The 20,096-nt window shown below is 48.2% G+C and carries 20 protein-coding genes; 3 read left to right on the forward strand and 17 right to left on the reverse strand.

Annotation, left to right across the window (positions count from 1 at the left end):
- Window positions 1–14 precede the first annotated feature (14 nt).
- The 14 genes from LBQ00_06530 to LBQ00_06595 all read right to left on the reverse strand — a co-directional run bounded on the left by LBQ00_06530 (window position 15) and on the right by LBQ00_06595 (window position 12,806).
- The gene (locus LBQ00_06530; protein ID MDR2018507.1) at window positions 15–725 is read right to left on the reverse strand and encodes an ABC transporter ATP-binding protein; all 711 of its coding nucleotides are present in this window, start codon (window positions 723–725) and stop codon (window positions 15–17) included.
- Window positions 713–1,447 (reverse strand): ABC transporter ATP-binding protein, encoded by a 735-nt coding sequence (locus tag LBQ00_06535; GenBank protein ID MDR2018508.1) that lies wholly within the window; start codon window positions 1,445–1,447, stop codon window positions 713–715. Before LBQ00_06535 ends, LBQ00_06530 begins: the two co-directional genes overlap by 13 nt.
- On the reverse strand, window positions 1,444–2,370 hold the full coding sequence (locus LBQ00_06540) for a branched-chain amino acid ABC transporter permease (GenBank protein MDR2018509.1): 927 nt from the start codon (window positions 2,368–2,370) through the stop codon (window positions 1,444–1,446). Before LBQ00_06540 ends, LBQ00_06535 begins: the two co-directional genes overlap by 4 nt.
- Window positions 2,367–3,236 (reverse strand): branched-chain amino acid ABC transporter permease, encoded by an 870-nt coding sequence (locus LBQ00_06545; protein MDR2018510.1) that lies wholly within the window; start codon window positions 3,234–3,236, stop codon window positions 2,367–2,369. Before LBQ00_06545 ends, LBQ00_06540 begins: the two co-directional genes overlap by 4 nt.
- Before the next feature lie 3 nt (window positions 3,237–3,239).
- Window positions 3,240–4,469: an amino acid ABC transporter substrate-binding protein gene (locus tag LBQ00_06550; GenBank protein MDR2018511.1), complete on the reverse strand. Its 1,230-nt coding sequence runs from the start codon at window positions 4,467–4,469 to the stop codon at window positions 3,240–3,242.
- Window positions 4,470–4,679: 210 nt separating this feature from the next.
- Window positions 4,680–4,865, reverse strand: a complete 186-nt coding sequence (locus LBQ00_06555; protein ID MDR2018512.1) for a hypothetical protein — start codon at window positions 4,863–4,865, stop codon at window positions 4,680–4,682.
- Window positions 4,866–4,951: 86 nt separating this feature from the next.
- The gene (locus LBQ00_06560; GenBank protein ID MDR2018513.1) at window positions 4,952–5,107 is read right to left on the reverse strand and encodes a hypothetical protein; all 156 of its coding nucleotides are present in this window, start codon (window positions 5,105–5,107) and stop codon (window positions 4,952–4,954) included.
- A gap of 991 nt (window positions 5,108–6,098) precedes the next feature.
- Complete coding sequence (locus tag LBQ00_06565; GenBank protein MDR2018514.1) at window positions 6,099–6,275, reverse strand: helix-turn-helix domain-containing protein; 177 nt, start codon at window positions 6,273–6,275, stop codon at window positions 6,099–6,101.
- 179 nt (window positions 6,276–6,454) lie between these two features.
- Entirely contained in the window at window positions 6,455–7,606 is a 1,152-nt protein-coding gene (locus LBQ00_06570; GenBank protein MDR2018515.1) for a metallophosphoesterase, read from the reverse strand.
- 236 nt (window positions 7,607–7,842) lie between these two features.
- Complete coding sequence (gene feoB / locus LBQ00_06575; protein ID MDR2018516.1) at window positions 7,843–10,089, reverse strand: ferrous iron transport protein B; 2,247 nt, start codon at window positions 10,087–10,089, stop codon at window positions 7,843–7,845.
- A gap of 172 nt (window positions 10,090–10,261) precedes the next feature.
- Window positions 10,262–10,840 (reverse strand): flavodoxin family protein, encoded by a 579-nt coding sequence (locus LBQ00_06580; protein ID MDR2018517.1) that lies wholly within the window; start codon window positions 10,838–10,840, stop codon window positions 10,262–10,264.
- Between the two features lie 25 nt (window positions 10,841–10,865).
- The gene (locus tag LBQ00_06585) at window positions 10,866–11,360 is read right to left on the reverse strand and encodes a rubrerythrin family protein (GenBank protein ID MDR2018518.1); all 495 of its coding nucleotides are present in this window, start codon (window positions 11,358–11,360) and stop codon (window positions 10,866–10,868) included.
- An 81-nt stretch (window positions 11,361–11,441) separates the two neighbouring features.
- Complete coding sequence (locus LBQ00_06590; protein ID MDR2018519.1) at window positions 11,442–11,579, reverse strand: rubredoxin; 138 nt, start codon at window positions 11,577–11,579, stop codon at window positions 11,442–11,444.
- Between the two features lie 9 nt (window positions 11,580–11,588).
- Window positions 11,589–12,806 (reverse strand): FprA family A-type flavoprotein, encoded by a 1,218-nt coding sequence (locus tag LBQ00_06595; protein ID MDR2018520.1) that lies wholly within the window; start codon window positions 12,804–12,806, stop codon window positions 11,589–11,591.
- A gap of 268 nt (window positions 12,807–13,074) precedes the next feature.
- Between LBQ00_06595 and LBQ00_06600 the strand changes: the two genes are divergently transcribed.
- A complete protein-coding gene (locus tag LBQ00_06600) occupies window positions 13,075–13,470 on the forward strand; it encodes an acyl-CoA thioesterase (protein ID MDR2018521.1) in 396 nt (131 codons plus the stop codon).
- A 55-nt stretch (window positions 13,471–13,525) separates the two neighbouring features.
- Here LBQ00_06600 and LBQ00_06605 read toward each other — a convergent pair whose 3' ends face one another.
- Window positions 13,526–14,704, reverse strand: coding sequence for an acyl-CoA dehydrogenase family protein (locus LBQ00_06605; GenBank protein ID MDR2018522.1), 1,179 nt, complete (start codon window positions 14,702–14,704; stop codon window positions 13,526–13,528).
- 80 nt (window positions 14,705–14,784) lie between these two features.
- Between LBQ00_06605 and LBQ00_06610 the strand changes: the two genes are divergently transcribed.
- Both LBQ00_06610 and LBQ00_06615 read left to right on the forward strand, forming a co-directional pair.
- On the forward strand, window positions 14,785–15,885 hold the full coding sequence (locus LBQ00_06610; GenBank protein ID MDR2018523.1) for a DUF362 domain-containing protein: 1,101 nt from the start codon (window positions 14,785–14,787) through the stop codon (window positions 15,883–15,885).
- Window positions 15,886–16,284: 399 nt separating this feature from the next.
- Window positions 16,285–17,340, forward strand: a complete 1,056-nt coding sequence (locus LBQ00_06615) for a radical SAM protein (protein ID MDR2018524.1) — start codon at window positions 16,285–16,287, stop codon at window positions 17,338–17,340.
- On the opposite strand, the gene LBQ00_06620 is transcribed toward LBQ00_06615, so the two are convergent.
- Window positions 17,294–18,478, reverse strand: coding sequence for a class I SAM-dependent RNA methyltransferase (locus LBQ00_06620; protein ID MDR2018525.1), 1,185 nt, complete (start codon window positions 18,476–18,478; stop codon window positions 17,294–17,296). The two genes, LBQ00_06615 and LBQ00_06620, sit on opposite strands and share 47 nt — an antisense overlap.
- A gap of 181 nt (window positions 18,479–18,659) precedes the next feature.
- Complete coding sequence (locus LBQ00_06625) at window positions 18,660–19,997, reverse strand: tetratricopeptide repeat protein (GenBank protein MDR2018526.1); 1,338 nt, start codon at window positions 19,995–19,997, stop codon at window positions 18,660–18,662.
- Window positions 19,998–20,096: the final 99 nt, after the last annotated feature.

Consider the following 20,096-nt stretch of genomic DNA (forward strand, 5'->3'; position numbering starts at 1 on the left):
AAAACGGTCCGCCGTTAAATCGCAAGATAGGTCTTCCTAACATAGTCATCTCTGATAAGATCTTCGCTATTTCCCTCCCGAACGATCTTTCCATGCTCAAGAACGTATGTTCTTTCTGTAATTGTAAGGGTATGGTTCACATTCTGCTCCACAAGCAGAATGGTTACCCCCCTTTCATGGATCATCTTTATTACATCAAATATCTGGAGTACGATGGATGGTTGAAGCCCAAACGACGGCTCATCAAGGACAATCAGTCTGGGATTGCTCATGAGCGCCCTTCCGATACAAAGCATCTGTCTCTCCCCGCCGCTCAACGTCTTCGCCTGCTGCTTAAGCCTCTCCTTCAGGCGAGGAAACATTACGAAGATCTCTTCCAATGTCTCGTCAGTATGATTTTTCCTTATATAACCACCGAGATAGAGGTTGTCATAGACGGACATGTCCGGGAATACCTTCGCGCCCTCTGGCACTATAGCTATACCTTGCCCTATGATCTTTTCGGTCCTCATGGATGTTAGGTCAGCGCCGTTGAAAAATATGCCGGAAGCTGGTCCTCTCCTGGATACTTTGACGAGGCCCAGGATCGAATTGAGGAGGGTTGATTTCCCCGCACTATTAGGACCGATAATGGAGACAAGCTCACCCTCCCTTATCTTTGCGTTAATGTCGAAGAGGACCTGAACATCGCCATAAAATGCATCTATATGTCTTACTGAGAGCATATTCTCTCCCCAAGGTATGCAGTGATAACCTTCTCGTCGCTACATACTTCATAGGGGGTTCCCTCCGCTATCTTTTCCCCATAATTGAGCACAATCGTTCTGCCGCATACACCCATTATCGCCTTCATTATGTGTTCAACAATGACTAGGGTCTTGCCTCTTCTTTTCAATTCACGGACGATATCCATACCTTCCTCAAGCTCCATTGGGTTGAGGCCCGCGAGATTTTCATCCATAAGGATCACTTCCGCCCCGGTTCCAAGGGCACGTGCAAGTTCCAGTTTTCTTCTTTTCGGGAGAGATATAGCGGCAGAGTGCATATCTTTCACATCGCTGATCCCCAGAAACTCCATGATCTCATCCGCCTTCTTTTTGGATTCTTTTTTATTAAGACCCTGCCCAAACATAAGGGCCACCATAATATTTTCTTTCACAGTCAAAGCAAGAAAAGGGTGAACTATCTGGGATGTCTTCGTGATTCCCATCCTGCAGATATCGTGGGGTAAAAGGTGTTTTATGCTTCGACCCCTGAACGTTATATCCCCGCCGTCTGACTTATAGATACCTACGATGACGTTGAACAGGGTGGTCTTGCCTGCCCCGTTAGGTCCAATGATTCCGAGAATCTCATTCTCTTCAACATTGAAGGTCACGTTGTTCAAAGCTTTTAATGCCCCAAATGTTTTACACAAAACCCTTATCGACAGAATACTGCTGCTCATTTCCTAACCCTTTTTAGAGAAATAAGCCCTGTAATCCCTCTCGGCAGAAATATAACAATGAACAAAATTATGAATCCAAGAATCAGAAGATATGTGTAAAGAAACCTAGCGCCGATTACCTCATTGGCGATACTCAGCATGGTTGCCCCGAGTACGGGACCGAAGACAGTCCCCGTCCCGCCGAGGAGTGCCATGACGATCATCTGTATGGTGTGGATCACGCTGAATACATCGTTAGGACTGATATAGGTCAGCCAGTACGCATTGATCCCTCCCAGAACCCCGATCATCGCAGACGTAAGGGCGTATACCAACACCTTACAACGCTGCGTATCAATGCCAGCTAGTTCAGCCGAATCCTCAGCCTCTTTGATAGCTTTGAGGGCATACCCAAATTTATGCCCGTTAATAATGTAGACGGTGAGAACAATGAGGAACGCTGTCGCCAGAAACGTGTAATAGAAGAAAGGCTCGCCATGGGCGATAGGCAAAGTGATCCCATGGCTTCCCTCAAAGAGGGTCATTTTAAACGTTCTGTCAGACTCAAGAACAATCTGTTTTGCCGCTTCCGCAAAAGCCAGGGTGGCGATCCCAAAGTAAGCTCCCCGGAGTTTCATGGTATATCTTCCAATAAAAAGGGCAATGGCTCCAGAGAGAATACCTCCCGTGAACACCGCAGGAAAGAAATCGACTCCCCCTCTAGCCATAAGAAGGGCAGTGGCGTAGTTTCCTATGCCGAAATAGCCAACAGCGCCAAAATCGATATACCCTGTAAAACCCGAGGTGAGATTCCAAGCAGAAGCGAGACCTACCCACAGAAATATCATGGAAAGGACTCTGTAATAGTATCCCTCTAACTGAAGCAATGGGAACAGGGCCAACAGAAAGGCTATGGCGGGCCAGACATACGCCTTTGGTTTCATTCTACAATCCCCTTCCCCATAATACCGCGCGGCTTAAGGATAAGTATGATAAAAAGAAGAATAAAGGTAACCGCCACCGAAAGGCCGGAATTGAGGTATGTGGCGGTAAGCGACTGGATCACTCCGAGAAGTATCCCTCCCACAAGAGCCCCGGGGATATACCCCATGCCACCAAGGACTACCACGCAAAACGCGATAATCGTGTACGGCAACCCCATCTGCGGGTAGATAACAAAGTATGTGGACAGGAGCCCCCCCGCCATACCGGTAATTGCCGCCCCCACAGCAAACGTCAGGGCATACACTGCCTTGACATCAATCCCGACAAGCCTGGCCATCTCTTTATCTTGGCTTGCAGCCCTTATCGCCTTGCCGTATCTTGTCTTCTCAAGAAAAAGATACATACCGAAAGTCGTTAGAATTGCGATAACAAAGGTAACGAAACGCGCAATCGGAACCGTTATGGGTCCAAGGGAAAATCCCGTACCCGAATACTCTGTAGTCACGGTCCTGAAATCAGCGCTCCAGAGCAGAAGTGCGAGATTGGCAAGGATCAGGTGCACTCCGAAGGTGCATATGTAGGAGATCATGGGAGGGGACTCAACCACCCTATTGATAAGTATTCGCTGGATGACGTACCCCATAGCTCCTACCGAGATCATTGATAGCGGGAGACTCAGGAACGGATCAATGCCATAAAGCGTAAAAACCCAGTAGGCATTGAAGGCACCGATCATAATGAGTTCACCATGGAAAATGTTCACAATGTTCATTACGCCGAATATGAGGGAAAAACCGCTGCTGTATACGGCGTACACACCTCCCATGAGGAGTCCGTTAATCAGCGCCTGAACAAAAAGCGTCATGCGCTACTTTCTTTCCTTCCACGGTTTCGCAGGATAGACCGGTGGCTTCTCCTGAGCCTCCTTTGGAAAGACCGTGGCCAATCTTCCGCTCTGCACCTGGACGGCCACAGGGGGATGCTCGACGTTGGCCCCGTCAGGACCGAATTTAATCTTGCCATATACGGTCGAAACATCCATTTTATGGAGCTCCTCCATTAACTTTACCCTATCCGCTGCCCCGAGAGGAGGCGTAAAGCCAAGCTTTTCGATGGCCCATTGCTGAACAAGGGCTCCTCCGATAGAGGCGACCTCGACATAGTCAGGATATCGGTTGAATCTCTTGAAATATTTCTCGTTCAATTCCTTTGCCGTCCCGAACACCGCATCTTTATACAGCAAGTTGGGGGCCCATTCCGCAGCCGCCACCACATATTCCGCGTCTTTACCGAGGGATTTTATGAAATCTGGAACTGTAGGCCCGTAGCTGAACGCCACCATTTTAGGCGTGAAATCGACCTCTTTCAGCGCTTTCATAACATTGAGCGCGACTTTGAGATGAGACCCAACGAGGAGTATGTCGGGGTTCTTCTGTTTCACTTTGAAAAGCAATGAATTGTAGTCGTCCAAACTTAGAGGAAAGAGCTCATAATAGACTACGTCTACGCCCTTCGCCTTACAGTATTGCTTGAACCCTTCCGCCGCAAGGGAAGTGAACAGGATATCGGAACCGATAATGGCCGCCGTCTTCGGTCTGGGATTCAGAATATCCACGATCTCGACACAGCCTCGCACTTCCTCGGTTGCCTTTCCTAGGGTCGAAAAATAATATTTGAAGTTCCTTTCAAAAAGCTTGTTCGAGCTAGCACCCCCACTGATCATGGGGTACTTGTACTTCTCGGAAATGACGCTGGCCGCGAACACCGAATCACTCCCAAACCCTCCGAGGATAAGATCGACTTTTTCAAGGGTGGCAAGTCTCTCCACCAATTTGGCGCTCTCGGCTTTATCGCTCTTATCGTCAAAAAACAGAAGCTCGACAGGATATTTCTTTCCTTTGACGGTAATACCCCCCTTGGCATTTATAGTTTCAGCCCAGTAAGTATACGCATCCTTCACAAGATTCCCATCCCTTCCAAAAACCCCCGTCAGAGGAATAGCGCATCCGATCTTGAATTTCGCCTGCTGCGCAAAGCCGGATGCTGGCACAAGGAGAGCCATGACCAAACCAATCAACGCGATCTTCCAATATCTCATAACCGACCTCCTTTGTTTTTTTATCACAATCGTCCCTTGCCGTCCACTTATACCCATCTCAACATAGCAATCTCTTCATCGAGAAATAATTTTATAGAATCCATTCTCGACTTGTCATTTTCGAAGAAGGAATCCTTTTTCGATCTAAACCATAAGAGCGCATATAGCCGGAAGAAACCTACATTCACACTCACATTGCCAGCCCCATACTCACGTATGCATTCTGGACTGCTTTTCCGCCATCTGCTGCAAGACAGGCAGAGTGGCCGAGTTAGTCCCGTTTTTCTCTCCTGTCAAGCAGGAGTCTGGCTCCGGCCAGCAGTCCCGTAGCATGACAACGATATGGTTCTTGCCGTTGCCGTTTAGCGACGGCCTCTTGCCATGCCTGTCATACAATTCAAAAAACTCCTTTAACTATACGTCTGTTACCTTGCCTTGTAGTCCCATCCCCTGCCTCCTTTATATGCTATCTGCCGTTTGGCTCATGATAACCATTCCTGATTCTTGCCGATCCCCGCAAGCTGGCAGTATATCTGTATCACCTCATCTTCGTCGAGGTTATCTGCGTTTCTAAGCTGATCCTCGTTTATGCCAAAAATATCACATAGTTTTTTGATATTAATTGTGCTTGGGGTCATACGATCCCTTTCCAATGCGGTCACTTTGGCTTACCTGACTTGTGGGCTACCCGGTATACCCAGCCTTTCCTCAGGCTAGGCCTGAGATATGCTCAACATCTTAATCTTTTGCCGTTTGGATACCTGTCTACCATCATTTCATTTTGTCATGCCATATTCTCCATTAGCTGATCCTGGGATCAACGGATCTATTAAGGTCACACGCCGGATAGCCCATTTAAGTATATATCTGATGATGGCAGCAGGCTACAAACATCTATGATCACACCGCTTGTGCAGGTACAATAGATCACATCTTTGTCAGGACCCCTTGCCCTCGCGCTGACCCGATAAACCTCACGCCCTTCGCCCTGAGGCCGGACAGCATCACTCTGTTCAATTTCCGTTCTGCTTTATATGAAGACAGTTTGCTGCACGCAAGACATAGGAAACAAAGAAGATACATGTGCCCAGGGATAGACTTCCCTGCTCTCATCTATTATTCTATGGTACAATCGTCCTCGCAACTTTTCATAATGCCAGGCAAAGGTACCTTGAATCCAAGCTTTGTCCTGTCTCTGAACAGAAGATGGCTCCATCCTATTTCCCGTCGATAGACAGCTTCAGTCTTCCGTAATTGTTTCTCATTTCCGGCAGAAACGCCATCGTGTCCTCCTTGAAACAATTAAAATGTAGGCGCAATTACTCAGATCATCACCATAACCGTATCTTAAGTTGCCGATGTTGACCCAGTTATGTGAAATCTGGGAGGAAAAGCATAAACTCTCGTTCTGCTGCACTTTGTACACCCTATCATTTCAAGATCATCTAAAACCAACCGCAGTACAAAGTCAAACCCCTCACTTTCGTGGGAATCAATACATGGGAACCTCCCATGTGCAGAAGGGCTGCATTTCTTTGTTCGTTATGTTCTTTGCCAGGGACTGAATATGCGCATCACACCGCTTAAGACGGGATGTCTATCCGGTCTTTCATATTTGTCGTAACATCGTCATGCGTGGATCCAGTACCCTAGCGATTTTTTTTTGAGCATGGAGATGGACGGGTCTGCCTTGCCCCGTTCCAGTTGAGAGATAATGGAAGGTGCACTTTCCACCAGATCGGAAAGTTGCCTGATATTCAGATTCTTTCCTACCCTCAGCTGCCTGATTCTCTGTCCGATATCCATAGCTAAAGACTGTCTCTTTTAAATACTTTTTAAATTATTAAGTAACAGCTAATTCTTGTCAAGAGAAAAACGGTGAAACACAAAACGATTAGGCGCCATGCAGTATAACGCGCAAAAAGATAAGATAGTTGGAAAAATGAGGACTCTCATTCAGAAAGAGGGGGGGCGAAAGCGAGAAGTTACTCAGGTATGTTCACTCCTGATCTCAACTCAATCAAGGTGACCTCCGGGGGAGACATGAACCGTATCGGAGGACCCCATATGCCTGTTCCCCGGCTTACATACAGCCGTGAGTTTCCACCCAAGTCATAATAGCCCGCAGTAAAAGGAAAGACCATCCTAACTATATAATAGAATGGATAAATTTGCCCTTTATGGGTATGGCCTGAAAGCTGAAGGTCAAACAAACCAAGGGCGCTTTTGTCGATCACCGGCCTGTGTTTGAGTAATAAAGTAAACCGGTCGCGGTCGAGTCCTCCGAGAAGCCTTTTCTCCTCCACGGTCTCATATTGATGGAAATGTATTCCCGTAATATCGTCGACACCAGCCACATTGATTGCCCCTTCTATCGTTACTGCGTCACCCCTCAGGACCTTGAAGCCCGACTCCAGCGCAAATGAGATGAAGTTGGAAATTCCGGCATAAAATTCGTGATTACCCGTAATGGCGAACTTCCCAAATCGAGGCTCCACTTCCATGAATAAACGGGCCAGGCTATTCATAGAATCCGTCTGACCATCAAACAGGTCGCCCGTCGAGACGAGCATATCGGGTTTTGCCTTCTTAATCTCATAAATTATCTTTCGGAGCCTCTCCTCTCGTACTATGAGACCCAAATGTACATCGGAAATCTGGACAATTCTCAAAGAATTCATCCCTCTCGGGAGTTTGTCGGTATGTATCACAATTCGTTCCGTCTTTATACACTCAGCCTCGAAAAACCCATAGCAAGCAATGGACATAGCGCACAACACCGCGATGTAAAAGTAGAGCCTGAAAGCCCCGGTAATAGGCGACAGATCTTTTCCGGCAGTCAAACCGATCAGATAAACCACCAGCCTCCATATATCGAAAAGAACAGAAGCGCAGAAAAAAAGAAAGAACAACCCAAACCAGAAGTAACCCACATAAGCCATGACAATGGCAAATTTATCTAGGCCCACCTTTTCCGACATCCGGACTATAATAGGGGCAAAGAGCATGGTGATTATAAAGAAAGTAAGAAGTATAGTGGACAGCGGACCGAAACCAAAGGCACACCGGGCCTTCATGATAGCGTAAAAATGCATGCTCCCGTAAATAAGAAAAAAGGCAACAAGGAAAAATCTCATTGACTTTGACGGACTACTTTACGTACCATCCTCCCGTTCCTTGATTCAGAAGGCCTGAAGCAACGGACAGTTCCACTCCCCGCCTGAGAACAGGTTGACGGTATTGATGATGAGAGAGAAGACGCCACCATCACAACATCATGGTAATTTTCGTCGTCTCGCCGACATCGCGCGGAACAAAATCTCCCGATGCGATACTTTTTTCAACGAAAATTTGCATAAGTTTACTCTGCCGGTCAGAGACCAAGAAACGGGGCCGCATGATACGCGCCTATTCCAGCCATCAGGGAGAGACAAAACATAAATATAATGGAAAAAACAAACCATCTCCAATTCTCCATCTCATGTCTCATGACGGTAATGGTAGGTGCGCATGGTATAAAAATCATCAGCATAACAAGAAATGCCAACGCCGACGGACGGGTAATCACCGTGGGCAGCACCGATCTCAGTCCTTGCTCTCCCACGTTGTAGAGCACTCCAAGGATCGCTATGGAATTTTCCTTGGCTACGATACTCGACAGCAGGGCTACGATCATCCTCCAGTCAAGACCCATGGGAGCGCCAAGGAAGTCAATCTTGTGTCCGATCCAAGCCAGAACGCTCGTTTCTATTTTTCCGCCCGGTACGTTGGACAGTACCCATATGGCAACAGAAAAAACCATGATAACGGAGCCTGCTTTGCGGATAAACGCCATAGTTCTGCTCCACACCACCAGACCGATGGTTTTCAGATCAGGTCTGTGGTAGAGTGGCAATTCCATAATGAAAGGCACGGGCTCTCCTTTCAGAAACAATCTGCTAATGATCATGCCCGCAACACCTAGGGCAACGATGTTGAGTGCCACAAGGGACCACGATACTACAAGAGCTTTTCTTCCGAAGACGGCAGCGGCAATAAAGGTCATTGCGGCAAGGCGGCCGGTGCAGGGCACGAAAGGGGTAAGGAATATGGTAAGAAGCCTCGCCTTCCGCGACTCCACGATGCGTGCGCCCATTACGGACGGCACATTGCACCCAAACCCAAGACACATGGGCAGGAAGCTTTTTCCGTGGAGTCCTACAATGTGCATGAACCGGTCCATCACAAAAGCAGCGCGGGCCATATAACCCACATTTTCAAGGAAGGCCATGGCAGCAAAGAATATGACGAGCAGTGGGATGAATGTGAGAATAGACCCAACACCACCTACTACTCCGTTAACAAGCAGTCTCATCAGCCATTGAGGGGCAAAGAAAAAATACGTGTCGACCCATTGGCCAAACGTGCCGATAAGATACTCCAACCATTTCTGGGCGGGAAATCCCAGTTCAAAAGTAAGCGCAAAAATAATGCCGAGTATACCCAAGAGGGCGGGAATGCCGATGACGGGGCGGGTAAGAAGGTGATCTATGCGATCCGTTATCAGGACCTGCCCCATCTTGAATCTCGATATGGCAGCGCGCGTTACTTCCTCTATCCAGTCATAGCGACCCCCGACTACAGCTCTCATTGCATCCTCGTGTTTGATCAGAAGGGCGTTGATCTCACTCCATATGCTCACAGGGACTATTTCCTCTATGAGTTGAGAAATCTCCTGGTCACCCTCCATCAATTTTGTTGCCACCCACACGTTCGTAAGAGGGGCCGAAACATACTCTTGGACGAGCCGGATCAGCGTGTGATAAATGGCTCTGTGATCTTCCGATACATCGGGCATTTTAGGATTACAGGAAAGCTCCCCTTTTGCAAGCCTGATCGCCTCCGCGATCAGTTCTTTTATGCCTCTGTTTTTAGTGGCTACCAATTGCACAACGGGCACGCCTATGGCTTTCTCAAGCGCTTTGATATCTATGTGAATCCCCTGCCCCTCGGCCACGTCGGTCATGTTAACTGCCACAATTACGGGAGGACCAAGAAGGAGCAGTTCAGAAAGCAGATACAGACTCCGCTCCAAGGCTGAAGCGTTTACAAGGAGAATTGTCGCATCAGGATGCTCATTGATAATGAAGTCTCTAGCCACTCTCTCCTCTTCGGAGAAAGCGCTCAAGCTGTAAGTTCCGGGAAGATCGACGATCTTAATTTCATATTCGTCTGTTATATATACCCCTTCTTTTCTCTCGACCGTCTTGCCTGGCCAATTACCGATGTGCTGAGAAAGTCCGGTAAGCACGTTGAAGACCGTCGATTTCCCTACATTAGGCTGACCCGCTAGAGCTATAAGGAACGTTTCCCTGCCCGCAAGTTCCGTTGTTCTATCTTCAAGAGGGGTGGCTCTGATAACCAGGATTTGCTCGCCCTGTCCCCTTCCCAGCGCTACTCTCGTGTCCGAAGCAAACACTATGATAAGCCGTCCGCTGTTCCGGAGCACTCTTATTTTAGCCCCGGGCACTATACCCATGGCAGCAAACCTGCTCATGAGGCTTTTGCCGCCCGAAAGGTGGTAGACTATACCTTCATCCCCTTCTGCAAGGTCGGTTATCGGTAATGGTCCTTCATCCATTATTCTTCATCAAGCCTTTTTGAGTATTGAATACATGCAAGCCGAGTCAGGGAAGCACGGCACAATGTTAATTATTACTATGTCTCATGGGCGAGTGTCAATTGGAACCCTTCGGCCGGTACCGACAATTACCGCTTCTAGGAAGAATCGGTCCCGCCGTGACAGCTCAGGTTCAATCTGGAGCGACAAGATTCTCGCCGGCGCGATATGCATCGGCCAGCGCAGTGGGATGGTCAAGAATGGCGCCTTTCGCGTCGATACCGAGATAGCTTAGCGTCCGGTGTTCCGGGACGCTGATGGTCCTGAAAAACGCACTCGTAGTTGCCTCACTGCACTCCACACCGACTTCCTTCTTCATGCCTCCGGCGAGAAGCAGTAATCCTTTTCTTCCATGGCTTCCACGAGGGATTTCTCTTTTCAGTAAATACTTTTCACACCATAGACACTGGCAACGGTCAATCATGATTTTCGCTTGGGCAGGCAGACAAAAGAAAAAGATGGGGGAGGCGAGAATGATCCTGTCCGCCCCCCTGATAGCCTCGTATATATCCACCATCCCATCCTTAATCACGCATACGCCAGTATCTGTGCATCCGCCACAATTCTGGCACGGCGTTATGTTCATGCTGTTGAGCCTGAAAAGAGTCACCCGGTGAAGAGAGGGGTCTATTGCCTTCAGGGCTTCCGTGATAAGAATATCCGTGTTCCCTCCCTGTCGTGGGCTGGCATGGAAGGCGGCGATTATGCTCAACTAATTACCCCGTGTCACAAACGGTCTAATCGGCCTTGTAAAACGCCACTTTTCTTGCCCCGCACACAGGGCACAGGTCAGGGGCTTCTCTCTCGGCCGTATACCCGCAGACCTTGCAAATGTAATAGTCGTGTTCCTCATTCTTTCCAAGCTCCTCCAAAGCTTTTTGATAGAGAGCCGCGTGAATCTTCTCAACTTCATTTGCAATTGTGAAACTTCTTTCAGCTCCCTTATTACCCTCACCCTGGGCATCTACGATCATGGCAGGGTACATATTTTGAAATTCAAAAGACTCTCCGCTGACTGCAGTCTCCAGATTTTCCCTCGTGCTTCTGATTCCCGCCAATTCTCTCAGGTGATTGTGTGCGTGCACCGTCTCCGCTTCGGCGGCGGCCCTGAAAAGTTTCGCAACTTGTTTGTAACCTTCTTCCTCGGCTTTCTTCGCAAAGGCAAGGTATTTTCTGTTGGCCTGGGACTCACCTGCAAAAGCTTCCTTCAGATCTTTCTCTGTTTTTGACATGCCACCCTCCATGTATTTTTGAATAAGCCGTTTCTCTGGAAATCAGGCCCAGACCAGGAACCAAGACTCCCGTCCTATATCTTACCTTTTCTCTTCAAATGCGTCCTGTGGCGCATTGCAAACAGGACATCTCCAGTCATCAGGAAGATCTTCAAACTTTTTACCATTTTTTGCCTCATCATAGTCATATCCACACACAGTACACGTCCACATCGTCATTGCCCCTCCTTATTCGAATTTTTTGTGGTATTCTTTAACCTTCACAGCAAAATCCCTTCCGAATTCATAGCACTTCCGATCATCTTCCTCCGACGGTCTGTACATTACTTCCAGGCCCGGTTCCGCAACTTCAACAGCCGTCCGTTTTATCATGCTGTAGGCTTCCTTCACGGCTCCGCCTCCCCATCCAAAACTTCCGAACGCACCCATTATTCTGTTTTTAGGCTTCAGTCCTCCGAGGTGATACAGGAATTTTGCAACCGACGGGAAAAGCACGTTATTCATGGTAGGACTCCCAACAAGACAACCTCTCGCTTTCCATAACTCTTTGATTGCGACACTCATAGACGTTGCTCTCAGTTTTATCACTTTACAGTCCACTCCCTCATCTTTTATTCCCTGCGCCATAGGCACTGTCATCCTCTCCGTGCTATGCCACATGGTGTCATAAATGAGGGCTACCCTGAGATCAGCCTTGCCGTTTGCCATATCAAGATACATCTGAAGCACCTTGCCGGGGTCCTTCCGCCATATCACACCATGATCAGGGGCAATCATATCAATCTCAATGCCGGCTTTCACGATCTCGCCTATCTTCGCCTTTATCAGTTGCCCGAAGGGCATAAGTATATTCGCATAATAATCTTTCACTGAATCTTCCAATTCGAAGGTTGACGCACATCCTACAAATTCATCGTCAAACCGGGACGCACTGGCAAAGTGCTGGCCGAACGCATCCTGGGAAATGAGCAACTTTGCCTCTTTTATATAGGTAACCATCGAATCGGGCCAATGCAGCATGGGTGTTTCGAGAAAAAGAAGAGTATGCTTTCCTGTGCTTAGGGTATCTCCATTTTTGACTATCTTGAATGTCCACTTCGACACATCAAAGTGTCTCTCCAGGCCCTTCTTGCCTCTTTCTGTGATATAGATTACAGCTTGGGGTATTAGTTTCATTATGGCATCAATGCCGCCCGCATGGTCAGGCTCTATGTGGTTTATCACAAGATTTTCTATACGGGAAAAATCGGTGAGACGCTTGATATTCTCAATAGTCTCATCTGCAAACTCCTGTTTAACGCAGTCAACGAGGGTAACATGCTCATCCATAATAAGGTAGTTATTGTAGCTCGTCCCGTTATGTGTGATGTACCCGTGAAAATCCCTTACACCCCAGTCAATTGCTCCCACCCAGTGTATGCCTGGTTTAATCTCTACCGCTTTCATAGGTTCCTCCTTGTTTTGAATCGTTTTTACGTCGAGATGCAATCACGTACTGCCGGGATAAAAACTTGAGCCGGCCCGGAAAGCCTCCCTCGTCCCAAATGACTGCATGCTTACATGATTAAAAATAAGACATGAATGGAAAAATATCAAGTCCGAAGGAACATTTTACAACAAGTGGTCGTTTTTGATTCGCCCTCTACACTATTCGCTCTACGCTCCACGTCATCCGCACTTGACCGCACTCGACGTTGCATGGTATTAAGACTAGATGTATATGACAAGGGTCTATTATCAGGATACGGATGCGGGCGGCGTCGTCTATTTTGCGAATTATCTCAGGTTCGTTGAAAAATCTTGGTTTGAGTATCTTATGTCCATTGGAATCTCCCTTCCTGAGTGGGAAAAGTCGGATACCTACGTAATGGTCAAGACGGTGTTCCTTGATATGTCTGAAAAGGTCATGTACGGGGATCTGATCCGAGTCGACACATCCGTGAAAGAGGTGAAGAATACAAATTTCGTCCTGATCCACACGATCACGAAAGAAGACCGGGCCGTGACAAAGATAGAGACAAGAATGGTTTGTGTCGACGGCAGTGGCAAGCTCAAGAGAATGCCAAAACCTTTCATGGAAAATCTGGCGAACAGAGTAGTCGCGACGTAAAAAACCACTTCCTCCTGCTTACGCTGAGGTCCCGCCCTTCCATGCCGCCACAGGCTCAGCCCATAAATTTTCTGAATATATCTCTGGCAATAATTATTCTTTGGATTTGATTTGTGCCTTCGTAAATCTGTGTCGCCTTAGCGTCCCTCATCATACGCTCAACAGGGTAGTCTTTGGTGTACCCGCAGCCTCCAAGAATCTGCACCGCGTCGGTCGTCACCTTCATTGCCGCATCAGCAGAAAAAAGCTTCGCCATGGCGGAAAGTTTATCGACACCTATGGCGCTCATCTTGTCTCTTTCGTACACCTTCATATCAAGGAGATGGGCTGCGTCATAGACAAGAGCCCGCGCCGCCTCTACTTGGATCGCCATATCGGCGATCATAAACTGGATGCCTTCGAAATCTGCAAGCTTCTGTCCAAACTGTACGCGCTTCCATGCATATTCAACCGAAAAATCAAGTGCCCCCTGGGCGATACCCACAGCCTGGGCACCAACAGCCGGTCTGGAAAGATTGAGAGTCGACATTGCAATATCCCATCCCTGCCCCACTTCACCCAGCATATTATCCTTTGTGAGTCTCACATTATCAAACGTGACCTCTGAGAGATCGGAACCGATCATCCCCATCTTATCTTCATTTTTACCCACAATAACACCAGGGTAATCCTTCTCCACATAGAACGCCGTGATTCCGTTTGTTCTCAGTTTCGAGTCAGTGGTCGCGAAAACGGTAATGAACTGCGCGTTCGCCCCGTTTGTGATCATCGCTTTCTTGCCGTTTAAGTACCAATATTCGCCATCCTTCACCACATTGGTCCTCATGTGCGATGCGTCCGAACCCGCCTCCGGCTCGGTAAGCGCAAAGGCTACCAGATGCGGCTTGTCTGGGTCGGCGATCTTGCCATAAATGTATTCTTTCTGTTCGTCATTCGCCGCCACCATAAAAGGCATGACGCCCACGTTATGGGCAAGCGGTATGAGGGAAGCAGTCCCAGAAACCTTCGCCAGTTCTTCAATAACAAGGCAGAGGGATGTAATATCGCCATCAAGACCTCCAAAACGCTCCGGCAGCATGAGATAGAGGAGGCCATGCTTGTTATACAAATCTACGAGATCCCATGGAAAAGCGCCTGTCGCATCTATATCTTTTGCCCTTGGGGCAACTTTATCTTTCGCCAATTTTTCCGCAATCTTTTGAATCATCAAGTGTTTTTCCGAAAGATTTAGCATGCGGTTAACCTCCTTTTTGTTGACAAAGCCGTCTATTATTAACATAATTTTCCTGTTAATCAAAGGAAAAAGGAGGCTCAATGTCGAAGGTATATTTTACAGATCTAAGGACATCACCGAAACGAAACCTTTTTAATAAAATAGAAGACCTGTTGAATCGGACTAAAATCGATACAAAAATTGCACTGAATGACCTAGTAGCGGTAAAGCTCCATTTTGGCGAATATGGAGGCACAGCCTTTCTCAGGCCTGTTTATCTCAGGATCGTGGTGGACCGGGTCAAGAAGGCAGGGGGGAAGCCGTTCCTTACGGACACGAACACCCTCTATGCTGGTTCCAGGAGTGATTCCGTAAGTCACCTCTCCACCGCCATGGCGAACGGTTTTGACTACTCGTGCACCGGTGCGCCCATTATCATCGCAGACGGACTTCGAGGGGCAAACGGCGAAAAAATATCAATTCCCGGAGAAGAACTGAAAGAAGTGAGCATCGCCAGAGAAATAGTGAATGCGGACGCAATGGTTGTGGTAACCCATGTCAAGGCCCATGATATTTCGGGATTCGGAGGAGCACTCAAGAATCTGGGTATGGGGTGCGCAACAAGGGAAGGAAAACTTGTTCAGCACAGCACCGTAGCGCCTATGATCAACCCTAAGCAATGCAAAGGCTGTAAATTTTGCCTCAAATACTGTCCTGCCGGGGCTATTTCCATGATGGATAAAAAAGCCGAGATCAGAGAGGGATGTATAGGTTGCGGAGAATGCGTCATCGTGTGCCCTCAAAATGCTGTTGAGATACAGTGGAATCAAGCCCAGGATGTTTTTCAGAAGAAAATAGTGGAGTACGCGTACGGCGCTGTGAAAGGAAAGGAGAAGAAAACGGTCTACCTCAACTTCATCGTGCAGGTCAGCCCTTCGTGCGATTGTTATCCCCACAGCGACGCAGCCATAGTACAGGATATTGGGATTCTTGCGTCCGCAGACCCGGTGGCAATAGATACGGCCTCATGTGATCTCATACACGGCCAGCCGTCATTGCCCAATACCGCCATTAAGACCGTGCTCGCGCCTGGATCGGATAAGTGGCGCGCCCTCTTCCCAGGGATTGACTGGACCATCCAGTTGAGCCACGGCGAGAAGTTAGGTCTTGGCGAGAAAGCCTACACTATTGTAAAAATATAGCGGACCATGGAGGTCCATAAAACAACTTCTTCCGTTTGAAACAGAGAGGCGTGACCGATCGCCATAGCAAGAAGAAACGGCAGGATAGCTCTAAATTAACTTCAGTTCAGGCGTGTGCTGGAAATTCGTCCCTCAGCTTCCACAATGAAGATTAAGGAAATAAAAACAGTTCGCTATTCCCATTCTACTCCATGGACACCATCCTTCAAAACCCTTTTCAACGGAAAATTTTCCCACAAACACCGGGTGACGACCTCTGGCCATAGCCAGGACCGGCTTGAAAGAAGCCCGACAAATAGTTATAATTATATATATAAAATAAACGAAGTCATGCCAAGCGGCAAAAATAGACACATCAATATGCATTAACATAAAGTGGGGTTAAGAGGGAGATAATCTATGTACGAACAAGGCGTCATCAGGCCACCGAGTGAAGCTAGTAGCCTGCTCCTCAGGGTAACAAGGAACTGCCCATGGAACCAGTGCGTTTTTTGTCCCGCCTATAAAGGGACCAAGTTTTCCAAAAGAACAGTTGCAGAGGTAAAGAAGGACATCGATAGCATGGCCGTGGACTACAAGGGATACGGGGAACAAATCCAGTCGGCGTTCCTGCAGGACGGCGACAGCCTTCTCCTTCCCACAGCCCAGGTACTCGAGATATTGCTGTATCTCAAGGAAAAGTTCCCTAACATAAAGCGAATTACGACTTACGCCAGGGCTCCCACCTTGCGGAAGAAAGGCGTAGAGGAACTGGTTCAGTTGAGAGAAGCAGGTTTGACCAGAATCCATGCTGGCTTGGAGAGTGGTTCGGCGAAAGTGCTCAAAATTATAAAAAAAGGTATTACCCCGGAAGATATTGTCGAGGGAGGCAGAAAGGTTGTAGAAGCAGGAATATCCCTTTCGGAATATATCATGCCTGGAGTCGGAGGATACACGCTAAGCGAAGAACACGCGCGGGAAACGGCAAGGCTTCTTAATCTTGTCAGGCCCGATTTCATCAGGGTCCGCACTTTTGCCCTCCATCCCCAGTCACCGCTCAACAAAATGGTGGAGGAAGGCGCATTTATACCAATGAGCGACGACGCAATGGTAGCCGAGATACGCCTCCTCGTGTCAAGCCTTGATGAAATGCACAGCTATTTTTCATGCGGTGATTACAGCCCCAACCTCCTGATGCAGGTCGACGGATACCTGTACGAGAAGAAAGCTTACATGCTTCAGGAACTTGACAGCTTCCTAGCTCTTACGGCGGAACAAAGACAGGCTTATTCACTTCTCAGAAGAACCTCGTACATGAACTACCCCATTGATGTGGTTCTCAATGAAGCTACAATGAGACAAATAAGGCCTGAGATAGAAAAACTGGAAAAAAGCGGGAAGGACGGTTTCAACAAGTATATTCAACGCCTCATGTCGTTTCAGATCCCTCAGCCTCAGACGGATAACTGGAAGTGAGATATGAGTGCCTCTTAGGCAAAGGTCCCAAATATTGATAGAGGTAGCACTTTATGCCACCGTTAAATATTTTTCTGTTCTTGTCGGCTCTTTTACCGAAGAATTTTTGAAAATAGGGATGGGCGGCGAACATGAAGAAAGACCAACTGTCAAGCCCTTGAAATACATTCCCCATCGTTCTGTACAGCCGTTCTATTTCTCTCGATTCTCCGAGCCGTTCACCGTAAGGGGGATTACAGACAATACAGCCATATTTCTTTCGGGAGCGAAATTCCTCCACAGGTAATTTTTGAAATGCCACATAGTCGGCAACACCGGCTTGAAGGGCATTGGCGCGGGCCTTTTTCAAAACCTCTCCATCATTATCAGAAGCAAGAATTCTGAATTCCATATCTTTAATCTGGCTCTGCGCTTCTTCCCGTGCCTCTTCCCAGATATCTTTCGGCATCTGCGGCCATTCTTCAGAGATAAATGATCGCTTGAGGCCAGGAGCGATATTTTTGCCCATAAGGGCAGCCTCTATGGCAATGGTCCCTGACCCACACATGGGGTCAACCAATATTCTGTCCGGAGTCCAGCGGCTCAGCATCACAAGGGCAGCGGCAATGGTCTCCCGAAGTGGAGCCTCCCCCGCATCCACCCTGTAACCCCTTTTATGGAGGCCAGGCCCTGATGTATCCATGGTCAGAGTTGCCATATCCTTAAGCATGGATATCTCTATCTTGTACACCGGACCCGATTCTTCGAACCATTCAGTCCGGTATTTCCTTTTCATCGCCTCCACCACCGCCCTTTTCACGATGGCCTGGCAATCCTTGACACTGAACAACTGCGACTTTACCGATTTTCCCACAATGTGCATTTTACCCGTCAGTGGAATAATCTCTTCCCAACCCACTTTCATAGTACCCTGGAACAGTTCCTCAAAATCCATCGCGGGGAACTCCGCCACTTTGATTAACACTCTGTCCGCCGTCCTGAGCCGGATATTGCAGCGGGCGATGTCACGCTCACTTCCCTTGAATGAGACCTTTCCGTTCTCCAAAGTCAAGAGCTCGTATCCCAGGGCCTTCAATTCGAGGGCAACCACAGATTCAAGACCGAATGTTGAAGTTGCAATTATTGTGCATTGAGCCATATCTGTTCTCAAGACCCCCCAAAGCTATGCCCGCTGGCCGGTCGCACAATGTGCTGGCAACTCTTGAAACTTAATAAAATATTCGTTGAGTACGCTTTATTATATATCAATTTATAAGACACAGGACAGTGGAATACGTGCGAAAGATCGTACAAAAGCGGTTCGGAAAGGCAGCCTGATATCACGGGTTCATCACCATTTCCAGCTCAAGTTTCCGCCGTAAAGTCTTCGCCAAGTCGGCATAACGTTTTCCATCCTCTTTTCTTCCCATCCTCTTGTATAGCTGCCCCATGAGAGCGTAGAGGTTTGCCAGATTCGGGTAGTCCGGCTCTGGTTCAGCCTCCAGTATGGAGAGCGACTGGGCGCACATTTGCTTCGCCTCTTCAAGCTTGCCCTGGGCAAGACATGAGGCTGCCAAGGTCCCGGACTTTAAAGCCGTTTCCCTGTGCTCATGCCCCATCGCCTTCTCCGTTATCGCAAGGGCACGCCGATAAAGCGGCTCCGCCATGGCAGATTTGCGGCCGTAGTAATAGGCGTGGCCTATATTGCCGAGAATAAAAGCAACCCCCATGTGGTCGGGCCCCAGCTTCCTCTCTTTTGTCGCAAGGGAGCGCTCGAAAAATCTTATAGCTTCCGTGTATTTACCCTGATAATAGTACGCATTGGCAAGTTCATCCACCGTCCGTTCCGCGTGAGGGTGGTCATCTCTTAGCAGCTTATCCTGCGTGTCTAGCGCCCGTTCGAGGTATGGTTCAGCTCTGTCGTATTTGCCTCTCGCGCTTAAGACCCGGCCCAAATCATAGCGTGATTCAGCCGTCAGGAGATGATTTGAACCGAAGACTTTCTTTCTGACCTCGAAGCTATTCTTGTAAAATCCATGGGCGGCCTCATGCCAGTTCTGCATGAAATAGACACCGGCCAGCCCCTTCAATACCGCCGATACAACACCATGGTTCGTACTCCCGGCCTTTTTTGCCATTTCTAAAGACCTTTTGAGAATTATCTCCGCCTCCGAATATCTTCCTTGAAATGTTACGGCAACTCCGAGCCTCTCGAGGGATGATGCCACAATGAGACCTTCCGCCCCAAAGCCGGTTTCTGCAGACCGGAGGGCTTTTAAAAAGAGCTCTTCCGCTTCTCCGTATTTCCCCTGCTCAAGGCAGGCAGATCCCATATGGCACAATACTGGCGCTATACCGCCATGACCGGGACCGAGCTCCCTTTCAAGTATATCTAACGAACGCGCATAAAATTTCTCAGCCTCAGGATATCTGCCATCCTTCATATAGAGTTGAGCAAGCTCATTTATGGGCACAAGGAGTTCATGGTCGTAAATGTCCCTCCCATCCTCCATCTTCCTGAGAGATTCTTCAGCCTTCTTTATCGATTCCGCATCGTAATACATCTTATCGTTGGATCCCGCCGACCCGCCATAGTGAGACGTTCTCCCTAAGATATAATCCATATAGAGAGGTATATTAAGGATGACTCTGAGCGCCGATTGAGCAATCTTTTTCATCCGCTTGCCTTTACCTTATTCTTTCCTGTTCCGGCCTGTCTTAGGCGCACAGTGATCCTCCATACCCTGGTACTGGAAACGCATTCTATCACAATCTTT

The sequence above is a fragment of the Syntrophobacterales bacterium genome, assembly GCA_031274925.1.
GTDB lineage: Bacteria > Desulfobacterota > Syntrophorhabdia > Syntrophorhabdales > Syntrophorhabdaceae > PNOM01.

Coding starts and splice junctions, on each gene's coding strand:
- LBQ00_06530 (MDR2018507.1), bottom strand. CDS start 725: ATGCTCTCAGTAAGACATATAGATGCATTTTATGGCGATGTTCAGGTC.
- LBQ00_06535 (MDR2018508.1), bottom strand. CDS start 1,447: ATGAGCAGCAGTATTCTGTCGATAAGGGTTTTGTGTAAAACATTTGGG.
- LBQ00_06540 (MDR2018509.1), bottom strand. CDS start 2,370: ATGAAACCAAAGGCGTATGTCTGGCCCGCCATAGCCTTTCTGTTGGCC.
- LBQ00_06545 (MDR2018510.1), bottom strand. CDS start 3,236: ATGACGCTTTTTGTTCAGGCGCTGATTAACGGACTCCTCATGGGAGGT.
- LBQ00_06550 (MDR2018511.1), bottom strand. CDS start 4,469: ATGAGATATTGGAAGATCGCGTTGATTGGTTTGGTCATGGCTCTCCTT.
- LBQ00_06560 (MDR2018513.1), bottom strand. CDS start 5,107: ATGACCCCAAGCACAATTAATATCAAAAAACTATGTGATATTTTTGGC.
- LBQ00_06565 (MDR2018514.1), bottom strand. CDS start 6,275: ATGGATATCGGACAGAGAATCAGGCAGCTGAGGGTAGGAAAGAATCTG.
- LBQ00_06570 (MDR2018515.1), bottom strand. CDS start 7,606: ATGAGATTTTTCCTTGTTGCCTTTTTTCTTATTTACGGGAGCATGCAT.
- feoB (MDR2018516.1), bottom strand. CDS start 10,089: ATGGATGAAGGACCATTACCGATAACCGACCTTGCAGAAGGGGATGAA.
- LBQ00_06585 (MDR2018518.1), bottom strand. CDS start 11,360: ATGTCAAAAACAGAGAAAGATCTGAAGGAAGCTTTTGCAGGTGAGTCC.
- LBQ00_06590 (MDR2018519.1), bottom strand. CDS start 11,579: ATGACGATGTGGACGTGTACTGTGTGTGGATATGACTATGATGAGGCA.
- LBQ00_06595 (MDR2018520.1), bottom strand. CDS start 12,806: ATGAAAGCGGTAGAGATTAAACCAGGCATACACTGGGTGGGAGCAATT.
- LBQ00_06600 (MDR2018521.1), top strand. CDS start 13,075: ATGTATATGACAAGGGTCTATTATCAGGATACGGATGCGGGCGGCGTC.
- LBQ00_06605 (MDR2018522.1), bottom strand. CDS start 14,704: ATGCTAAATCTTTCGGAAAAACACTTGATGATTCAAAAGATTGCGGAA.
- LBQ00_06610 (MDR2018523.1), top strand. CDS start 14,785: ATGTCGAAGGTATATTTTACAGATCTAAGGACATCACCGAAACGAAAC.
- LBQ00_06615 (MDR2018524.1), top strand. CDS start 16,285: ATGTACGAACAAGGCGTCATCAGGCCACCGAGTGAAGCTAGTAGCCTG.
- LBQ00_06620 (MDR2018525.1), bottom strand. CDS start 18,478: ATGGCTCAATGCACAATAATTGCAACTTCAACATTCGGTCTTGAATCT.
- LBQ00_06625 (MDR2018526.1), bottom strand. CDS start 19,997: ATGAAAAAGATTGCTCAATCGGCGCTCAGAGTCATCCTTAATATACCT.